General features: G+C 56.2%; 6 protein-coding genes, 1 tRNA gene and 1 pseudogene. 1 reads left to right on the top strand and 7 read right to left on the bottom strand.

Annotated elements, in window-relative coordinates; all coding sequences use genetic code 11:
• Nucleotides 1-508: 508 nt before the first annotated feature.
• The 5 genes from AACS18_RS06310 to rpsU form a co-directional block, all read right to left on the bottom strand.
• Nucleotides 509-585 (bottom strand) — tRNA-Ile (locus tag AACS18_RS06310).
• 187 nt (nt 586-772) lie between these two features.
• A complete protein-coding gene (gene rpoD / locus AACS18_RS06305; RefSeq protein ID WP_263718854.1) occupies nt 773-2668 on the bottom strand; it encodes an RNA polymerase sigma factor RpoD in 1896 nt (631 codons plus the stop codon).
• Between the two features lie 183 nt (nt 2669-2851).
• The gene (gene dnaG / locus AACS18_RS06300; RefSeq protein WP_108613940.1) at nt 2852-4639 is read right to left on the bottom strand and encodes a DNA primase; all 1788 of its coding nucleotides are present in this window, start codon (nt 4637-4639) and stop codon (nt 2852-2854) included.
• An 88-nt stretch (nt 4640-4727) separates the two neighbouring features.
• Nucleotides 4728-5171 (bottom strand): GatB/YqeY domain-containing protein, encoded by a 444-nt coding sequence (locus AACS18_RS06295; protein WP_005349081.1) that lies wholly within the window; start codon nt 5169-5171, stop codon nt 4728-4730.
• Between the two features lie 15 nt (nt 5172-5186).
• Nucleotides 5187-5402, bottom strand: a complete 216-nt coding sequence (rpsU, locus tag AACS18_RS06290) for a 30S ribosomal protein S21 (RefSeq protein WP_005309452.1) — start codon at nt 5400-5402, stop codon at nt 5187-5189.
• A gap of 179 nt (nt 5403-5581) precedes the next feature.
• On the opposite strand from rpsU, the gene tsaD reads away from it, so the two are divergent.
• Nucleotides 5582-6595: a tRNA (adenosine(37)-N6)-threonylcarbamoyltransferase complex transferase subunit TsaD gene (gene tsaD, locus AACS18_RS06285; RefSeq protein WP_108613939.1), complete on the top strand. Its 1014-nt coding sequence runs from the start codon at nt 5582-5584 to the stop codon at nt 6593-6595.
• Nucleotides 6596-6837: 242 nt separating this feature from the next.
• Here the strand turns inward: tsaD and AACS18_RS06280 are convergent, their stop codons facing one another.
• Entirely contained in the window at nt 6838-8157 is a 1320-nt protein-coding gene (locus AACS18_RS06280) for an anaerobic C4-dicarboxylate transporter (protein ID WP_021229055.1), read from the bottom strand.
• Nucleotides 8158-8282: 125 nt separating this feature from the next.
• A pseudogene (aspA, locus tag AACS18_RS06275) lies at nt 8283-8671 on the bottom strand (aspartate ammonia-lyase); the annotation flags it as partial.

The raw sequence follows: 8671 nt of genomic DNA, 5'->3' as shown, positions 1-8671 counted from the left end.
ATTTGATGGGGGAGGAACCGGCGGGTTTCTCCAGGGGTTACATGGCCAGTCGTGGGACGCTGAGATTTGTAACCTCACGGGGTTACAGGTTACAGCGTCAAGAAAAATGGCTACAGCCCGCACCAGACAAGGGCTACAGGCTTGTAACCTCATGCCTCTTTCTGTGCGTGTAACCTCTATTCGCTTTTTGTGCCCAGAGTGGGGTTACAGCGCAAAGCCGCGCCAGTACTGGGCTAGAGCCGAGTTGTAACCTCGTAACCCGTGTAACCCCGCTTTTTTCAATATATAGAGATAGAAAAGGGAAATCTGGGGAGGAGAAAAAATTTTAGCGATGGTTCTCAAAAGAGAATATTTCGAAGAGGCTGGTAATTTTTCTTCTTGGCGGAGAAAAAATTTTTTGAGGGGCTGGGGAGTGTTTTTAGAGTGGTTACTCTACAGGCTGAGATATCCTATAGGTATCCTATTGAAAAGAGGGTTAGCGAGTACTATCTCGCTAACCCTCTGGAATTGGTGGCCCCTGGGGGACTTGAACCCACGACCAATCGATTATGAGTCGACTGCTCTGACCAACTGAGCTAAGGGGCCAAATTGTGCGTTTAGCGGCGTGGATTATAGGGGAAGAGGAAGGGGCAGTCTATAGGCATATCAACCACTTGGCGACTAATTGTCCAGGTCGATAGAGGGTGCAAAGCGGGTCGCAAGGGTAAGTGCCAGACAAGACAAAGCCCCGCATGGCGGGGCTTTGGCAGAGCAGTTTGACACAGGGTCAGGACTATTCGTCCAGGAAGCTGCGCAGCACTTCCGAGCGGCTCGGGTGGCGCAGTTTGCGCAGTGCCTTGGCTTCGATCTGACGAATACGCTCACGGGTAACGTCGAACTGTTTGCCCACCTCCTCGAGGGTGTGGTCAGTGTTCATGTCTATACCGAAACGCATCCGTAGTACCTTGGCTTCGCGAGCTGTCAGACCGGCCAGCACTTCGCGGGTGGCATTGCGCAGGCTTTCGCTGGTCGCCGCATCCGCTGGCAGAGCCAGGGTGGTATCTTCGATAAAGTCGCCCAAGTGGGAATCTTCATCATCACCGATGGGCGTCTCCATGGAGATAGGCTCTTTGGCGATCTTCAGTACCTTGCGGATCTTGTCTTCCGGCATGCCCATGCGCATGGCCAGCTCTTCCGGGTTCGGCTCGCGACCCATCTCCTGCAGCATCTGACGGGAGATACGGTTGAGCTTGTTGATGGTCTCGATCATATGTACCGGGATACGGATGGTACGGGCCTGATCCGCGATGGAGCGGGTAATGGCCTGACGGATCCACCAGGTAGCATAGGTCGAGAACTTGTAGCCACGACGGTATTCAAACTTGTCTACCGCCTTCATCAGACCGATGTTGCCTTCCTGGATCAGATCCAGGAACTGCAGACCACGGTTGGTGTACTTCTTGGCGATAGAGATAACCAGACGCAAGTTGGCCTCAACCATCTCTTTCTTCGCACGGCGGGCCTTGGCCTCACCGATGCTCATGCGGCGGTTGATATCCTTGATCTGGGCAATCGACAGACCGGTCTCTTCTTCAATCTGCTGCAGCTTGCCGATGGCGCGCTGAATATCCTCGTCCATTTCAACCAGACGAGGAGACCAGGCTTTGCCAGCCTGCTTCTGGTATTCGAACCAGGCAGTTTCACACTCGTTGTTGGTGAAGGCCGCGACGAAGGTTTTCTTCGGCATCTTGGCCTGCTCAACGCAGAGCTTCATGATGATGCGTTCCTGCACGCGGACACGCTCCATCATTTCACGCATGTTGTTGACCAGGCGATCGAACTGCTTGGGCATCAGGCGGAATTGACGGAATACATCGGCCAGCTGGGCGATGGCGGCCTGGGTATCTTCGTGCGCGCGACCATTCTTCTGAATGGAGAGGCGGGTCACTTCATACTGGGCACGCAGTTCACCAAACTTCTCGCGAGCGACTTCCGGATCCGGACCACCGTCACCGTCGTCGTCAGAGCTGTCGCCATCTTCGTCTTCGTCTTCTTCGTCTTCTTCATCTTCGTCGGCCAGATCGTCTTCGCCGAGCTCGGAACCGATATGCGTGGCGGTAGGCGCCATATCTTCAGTTTCGTTCGGGTCAATAAAGCCAGAGATGATGTCAGAGAGACGCAGCTGCTCGGCTTCGTACTTGTCGTACTGTTCGAGCAGGTAAGTAATTGCTTCAGGGTACTCGGCTACGGAGCTTTGTACCTGGTTGATACCGTCTTCGATCCGCTTGGCGATGTCGATTTCGCCTTCACGGGTCAGCAGTTCGACGGTACCCATTTCCCGCATGTACATGCGGACGGGATCGGTCGTGCGACCAATCTCAGATTCAACAGATGCCAGAGCCTGGGCCGCTGCTTCGGCAGCGTCCTCATCGGCGGTACCACCTTCAGCCATGATAAGGTCATCGGCATCCGGAGCGTTTTCAACCACTTGAATGCCCATATCGTTGATCATCTGAATGATGTCTTCGATCTGGTCTGAATCGACAATGTCTTGCGGGAGGTGATCGTTCACCTCGGCATAGGTCAGGTAGCCCTGTTCTTTACCTTTGGCAACGAGGAGTTTAAGCTGAGACTGCGGGGTTTGCTCCATAGAACTCATCCGGTTGGTGTTGCTAGGTTGCGCGTACAGTGCGCTGCTGCGCAAATAGCCAATTCTAATAGAAAACCGCCAGACATGCTATGTCTGGTTGCGGCGTCGGTCATGAGAAACCCCTGCCCGCAGTATTGTCGGGGCCAGGCGGTTATAAAAAATTTGCTTTTCATCCCGTCCATTCGGGCAACGCTATCCATATTGGGACTAATCACTCAAATATCAAGCCCCACTCTCATTTCTTTTCTCAATTTGCACCTCTCTGATCAGCATCATCAACTCTTGGGTTTCTTCGGAGCTTAGTCCTTCCTGAGCCACTTTGGCCTGCAATTCTTCGATCCGCTGTTTCAGAAACTGGTTGATGAAGCCGACGAAGGTGTCCTGCAATTCTCCCAGAATATCCGGCTCCTGATCGAGTTTGATCTCCTCGAACAGGTCGTGCATGGCCAGCTGAGCAAGGATTTCTCCCTCCTTGGTACCACGCCAGTGTTCCAGCAGGATACCTGTGGTAATACCGGGCTGTGCCAAGATCTGCTGGTGCAGTTGCAGCAGAAACTTGATGCCCTGTACGCGTAGTCCGGCCAATTCCGGCATGGGGGGGAGCTCAGCCGTTACTGCCGGATATTGCACCATCAGTGCCAGCGCACGCCGCAGTGGCGTCAGCTTGGCTGCCTTGGGTTTGTTGACTTCGGTCTTGGGCTGACTGTTGCGGGCAAAGAGCTCGGCGATGCGCTGCTTGTTCTCACCCCAACGCATCATGCTGGAGAGACGAGTGATCAGCCCTTCGCGGGTAAACCCTTCCGGTACGCGGCGAATAAGTTCGGCGGCCTTGTTGGCCACTTCAAACTTGCCTGCTTCACCGGAGAGGGCGGCATCCCGCCCGAGACGATCGAACATGAAGTCGGCGAACGGTTGGGCTTTATCGAGCAGGGCTTCAAAGCCCTCCTTGCCGATCTGGCGTACCAGCGAGTCGGGATCCTCGCCATCGGGCAGGAACACGAACTTCAGCTCGCGGCCATCCTGCAGATGAGGGAGGGCATTATCCAGCGCGCGCCAGGCGGCTTCACGACCGGCGTTGTCACCGTCGTAGCAGCAGACTACCTCGGCGGTGGTGCGAAACAGGGTGTGGATATGGTCGCTGGTCGTTGCAGTACCCAGCGCCGCCACCGCATAGTCGATGTCGTACTGACCGAGTGCCACCACATCCATGTAGCCTTCCACCACCAGGATCCGGCGTGGATCCTTGTGTGCCTGCTTCACCTCGTAGAGACCGAACAGCTCCCGCCCTTTATGGAAGATGGGGGTCTCCGGCGAGTTCAGGTATTTGGGGGTGCCATCACCCAGCACCCGGCCACCGAAACCGATGACCCGGCCACGCTTGTCACGGATCGGGAACATGATGCGATCGCGGAAACGATCATAACTCCCCAGGCCATTGTCACGGGTGATCAGCATGCCGCCCGAGATAAGCAGCTGTTCGTGATCCCGGCTGGCGCCGAAGCGGCGGCGTACCTGATCCCAGTCACTTGGGGCATAACCGATGTTGAAGCGCTTGACTACTTCGCCGGTCAGACCGCGCCCTTTGAGGTACTCCACCGCGTGGGGGGCACTCTTGAGATTGCTCTCGTAGAAGCGGGCTATCTGGTTCATCAGCTCGAACAGATCCTTGCTGACTGCGGGCTGGCTATTGGCCGAGCCGCCGATGCTCTGCTCGCGAGGTACCTGCATGCCTTGCATGCTGGCGAGCTCTTCGATGGCATCGGGAAATTCGAGACCGTCGTACTCCATGACAAAGCCGATGGCATTGCCATGGGCGCCACAACCGAAACAGTGGTAGAACTGCTTCTCCTGGCTGACGGTAAAAGAGGGGCTTTTTTCGTTATGAAAAGGGCAGCAAGCCTGGTAGTTCTTACCGGCTTTTTTCAGCCGCACTCGCGAGTCGATCAGCTCGACTATGTCTGTGCGTACGAGCAGATCGTCGATAAAGGATTGTGGGATCCTGCCTGCCATAACCGTCCTGTTTCATTGCGGAGAAAATAAAAAAGCCGCGCATTCCAAGGGAAGCACGGCTTCTTCGACCAAACAAGAGAGTTGCCTGTTACGCCAAGCGGGTTTTCACCTGAGCACTGACGGCGCCGACATCGGCACGCCCCTGAATTTTCGGCTTCAAGACAGCCATGACCTTGCCCATATCAGCCATGACGGCAGCACCACTTTCAGTGATGGCTTGCTCGATCAGGGCAGCAATTTCATCTGCGGTCAGCTGTTGCGGCAGGAATTCCTGCAACACAACGATCTCGGCGGACTCTTTGTCGGCGAGATCCTGGCGACCGGCAGCTTCAAATTGGCTGATGGAATCGCGGCGCTGTTTGACCATTTTGGTCACGACAGCGAGGATATCCTCATCATTCAGCTCGATACGGGTATCGACTTCACGTTGCTTGATTTCTGCCATCAACAAGCGGATCGCTCCCAGACGAGCCTTATCTTTGGCAAGCATGGCGAGCTTTTGCTGATCCTTGAGTTGATCCTTCAGAGACACGGCAATATCTCCCGATTAGTACAGGCGGATACGACGTGCGTTTTCGCGAGACAGCTTCTTGGCGTGACGCTTGACAGCAGACGCTTTGGCGCGCTTACGAATGGTAGTCGGCTTCTCGTAGAACTCACGGCTACGAACTTCGGACAGGATACCGGCTTTTTCGCAAGAACGCTTGAAACGACGCAGAGCAACGTCAAACGGCTCATTTTCACGGACTTTGATTACTGGCATGTGCCTTTCACCTCAGTGATAAATTGTTAGCTGACCTTCAATCGATCAGCATGTCTTAAAATGGTGCGAAATTATACTCTGGACAGGGAATGAAAGTAAACCCGCAGAGATCGCTCTGGTTTAAAAAACCCGCGAAGGTTACCATAGCCGTCTCATTTTAGCAGTGAAATTTTTTAGCAATGCGTGTATTGGGCATAGAGACATCCTGTGACGAAACCGGGATCGCGATCTTCGACGATCAAAAAGGGATCCTTTCCCATCAGTTATACAGCCAGGTCAAGCTGCATGCGGACTACGGTGGCGTCGTCCCCGAACTCGCCAGCCGGGATCATGTTCGCAAGACGATCCCGTTGATCCAGGCCGCATTGCAAGAGGCGGGACTGGGCAAAGATGACATCGACGGCATCGCGTATACCGCGGGTCCGGGTCTGGTTGGCGCCATTCTGGTGGGGGCGACCATTGGCCGCTCTCTGGCGATGGCGTGGAACAAGCCGGCCATTGCCGTCCATCATATGGAAGGGCACCTGCTGGCCCCCATGCTGGAAGAGAAAGCTCCCGAGTTCCCCTTCGTGGCGCTGCTGGTCTCCGGTGGTCACTCCATGCTGGTGCGGGTCGACGGTATCGGCAGCTATCAGCTGCTGGGGGAATCCATCGATGATGCCGCTGGCGAAGCGTTCGACAAGACCGCCAAGCTGATGGGGCTGGACTATCCGGGTGGTCCGCTGCTCTCCCGTCTGGCCGAGAAGGGCACTACCGGGCGCTTCCACTTCCCTCGTCCCATGACTGACCGTCCCGGGCTCGACATGAGCTTCTCCGGCCTCAAGACCTTCACCGCCAACACCATCGCCGCCAATGGTGATGATGAGCAGACCCGTGCCGATATCGCTCGGGCGTTTGAAGATGCGGTGGTCGATACCTTGGCCATCAAGTGCCGTCGTGCTTTGAAAGAGACCGGTCTTAAGCGTCTGGTGGTTGCTGGCGGCGTCAGTGCCAACCGTCATCTGCGAGCCCAGCTGGCCGAGCTGATGGAGAGCCTCAAGGGCGAGGTGTTCTATCCGCGCACTGAATATTGCACCGATAACGGCGCCATGATTGCCTATGCCGGTATGCAGCGCCTGAAAGCGGACGTGTTTGAGCCGCTGGCGGTCAAAGCCGTGCCGCGCTGGCCGCTGGATACCCTGGATCCGGTCTGATCCGACGGATCCCGCCTTCTGGCGTGGTGATGAGTACCATGGTGGCCTACGGCTCCTGCAATCAGGCTGCGGCGGTTATAGCGCTGCTGGCACGCTGATGTGGTGTCTGCTGTCGCCGTGGTTGAGCCATCCGGATAAGACGTCAGGTCTCTCGCTGCCAGACAGCCAAGCACAGAGTAAAGAGATAAAAAAATCCCCGCCAACTGGCGGGGATTTTTGTTTGGTAATCGGCAGGCAATAAATTACAGCAGGATGCCGCCGAAGAAGAAGCCCAGCGCCACGGCGATGGCGATGGTGGCGGTGCCCGGTACGAAGAAGGGGTGGTTGAAGACCGCCTTACCGATACGGGTGGAGCCGGTGTCGTCCATCTCTACCGCGGCCAGCAGAGTCGGGTAGGTCGGCAGTACGAACAGGGCGCTCACAGCTGCGAAAGAGGCAATCGCAGTCAGCGGGCTGACACCCAGTGCCAGTGCGGCAGGCATCAACGCTTTGGTGGTGGCGCCTTGTGAATAGAGCAGCATGGCAGCAAAGAACAGCACCACGGCCAGCAGCCAGGAGTACTGGTTCAGCAGGTCGCCAGCGATCAGCTGGATGGTGTCCATGTTGCCTTTCACGAAGACGTTACCCAACCAGGCGACACCCAGTACGCAGATACAGGCGGACATACCGGACTTGAAGGTCGGCATGTTGGTGACCTGGGTGGCGTCCAGTTTGCATACCAGGGTCATGATGGTGGCCGCGGCCAGCATGATGCCCATGATGGCGCCGTCACGGGGGATCGGCGGGTTGGTGATCAGGCCCACTTTACCGGAGATGGCAGTTGCATAAGCCATGACAGCAACGATGGCGGCGATGAAGATCCAGACAGACAGTTTGGCGTACGGTTTGATCTCGAGCTTGGTGGTACCACGCAGTTTGATCAGACCCTTGGCTTTGCGTTCCAGATAGACTTCGTCCTGCTCCAGCGGCTTACCCATCATGTTGGCGATGAAGGCGCCCAGGATACAGGCCAGGAAGGTAGAGGGGATGCAGATTGCCAGCAGGGTCAGGTAGTCAACACCAAACGGCTCGAGCATACCGGAGAAGGCAACCACAGCGGCAGAGATTGGGGAAGCTGTGATGGCGATCTGGGAGGCGACAACTGCGATGGAGAGCGGACGGGACGGACGGATCCCCTGCTCTTTGGCCACTTCCGCGATCACCGGCAGGGTGGAGAAGGCGGTATGACCGGTACCGGCCAGCATGGTCATCAGATAGGTGACCACCGGGGCGGCGAAGGTGATGTATTTGGGGTTCTTGCGCAGCGCTTTTTCTGCCAGGAAGACCAGATAGTCCATCCCGCCAGCCAGTTGCATACAGGCGATGGCACAGATGACGGACGCGATGATCATGATCACATCCCAGGGGATGTAGCTGACCAGTTGATCGCTCGGGATGGGCATGCCCAGACCCCACGTCAATACCAGTACCCCCAGACCACCGGCAAAGCCGATGCCGATGCTGCCTATCCGGGCCCCCAGATAGATAGCGGCGAGCACGACAAGTAACTCGATTCCAATCATAGCGATAACTCCATTTTTTAGTTTTTGGTTTTTATTTGGCAAAAAGCCAATTCCCGATCGGGCTGGGGATAAAGACCAATCGGGAACTGACTTTATGGGCCGGGAAGATCCCGGCCCACACTCGCTTATACGGCAGCTTCGCGGGTGAAACGCTTGGCTTTGTATTGCGGGTTCATCAGGTTCTCGATGGAGAGAATTTCGTCCAGCTGCTCGGCGCTCAGCAGGCCGCGCTCAAGAACGACTTCGCGGACGTTCTTGCCGGTCTGGGCACAGATCTTGCCGACGATATCCCCTTCGTGGTGGCCGATGAAGGGGTTCAGGTAGGTCACGATACCGATGGAGTTCAGCACGTGATTCATGCAGATTTCCGGGTTGGCGGTGATACCTTCCACGCACTTCTCGCGCAGGGAAATACAGGCTTTTTCCATCAGGCTCAGGGATTCGAACATCGCTTGACCAATCACCGGCTCCATGACGTTCAGCTGCAGCTGACCGGCTTCGGCGGCGAAGGTGA

The organism is Aeromonas sp. HMWF015 (assembly GCF_963878965.1).
GTDB lineage: Bacteria > Pseudomonadota > Gammaproteobacteria > Enterobacterales > Aeromonadaceae > Aeromonas > Aeromonas veronii.
The sequence above is the reverse complement of the archived record's forward strand: the minus strand, read 5'-3'. Positions and strand labels throughout refer to the sequence as shown.

Excerpts from the sequence above, each read along its gene's own strand:
- dnaG (WP_108613940.1), bottom strand. The coding sequence starts at position 4,639 with ATGGCAGGCAGGATCCCACAATCCTTTATCGACGATCTGCTCGTACGC.
- AACS18_RS06280 (WP_021229055.1), bottom strand. The coding sequence starts at position 8,157 with ATGATTGGAATCGAGTTACTTGTCGTGCTCGCCGCTATCTATCTGGGG.
- rpsU (WP_005309452.1), bottom strand. The coding sequence starts at position 5,402 with ATGCCAGTAATCAAAGTCCGTGAAAATGAGCCGTTTGACGTTGCTCTG.
- tsaD (WP_108613939.1), top strand. The coding sequence starts at position 5,582 with ATGCGTGTATTGGGCATAGAGACATCCTGTGACGAAACCGGGATCGCG.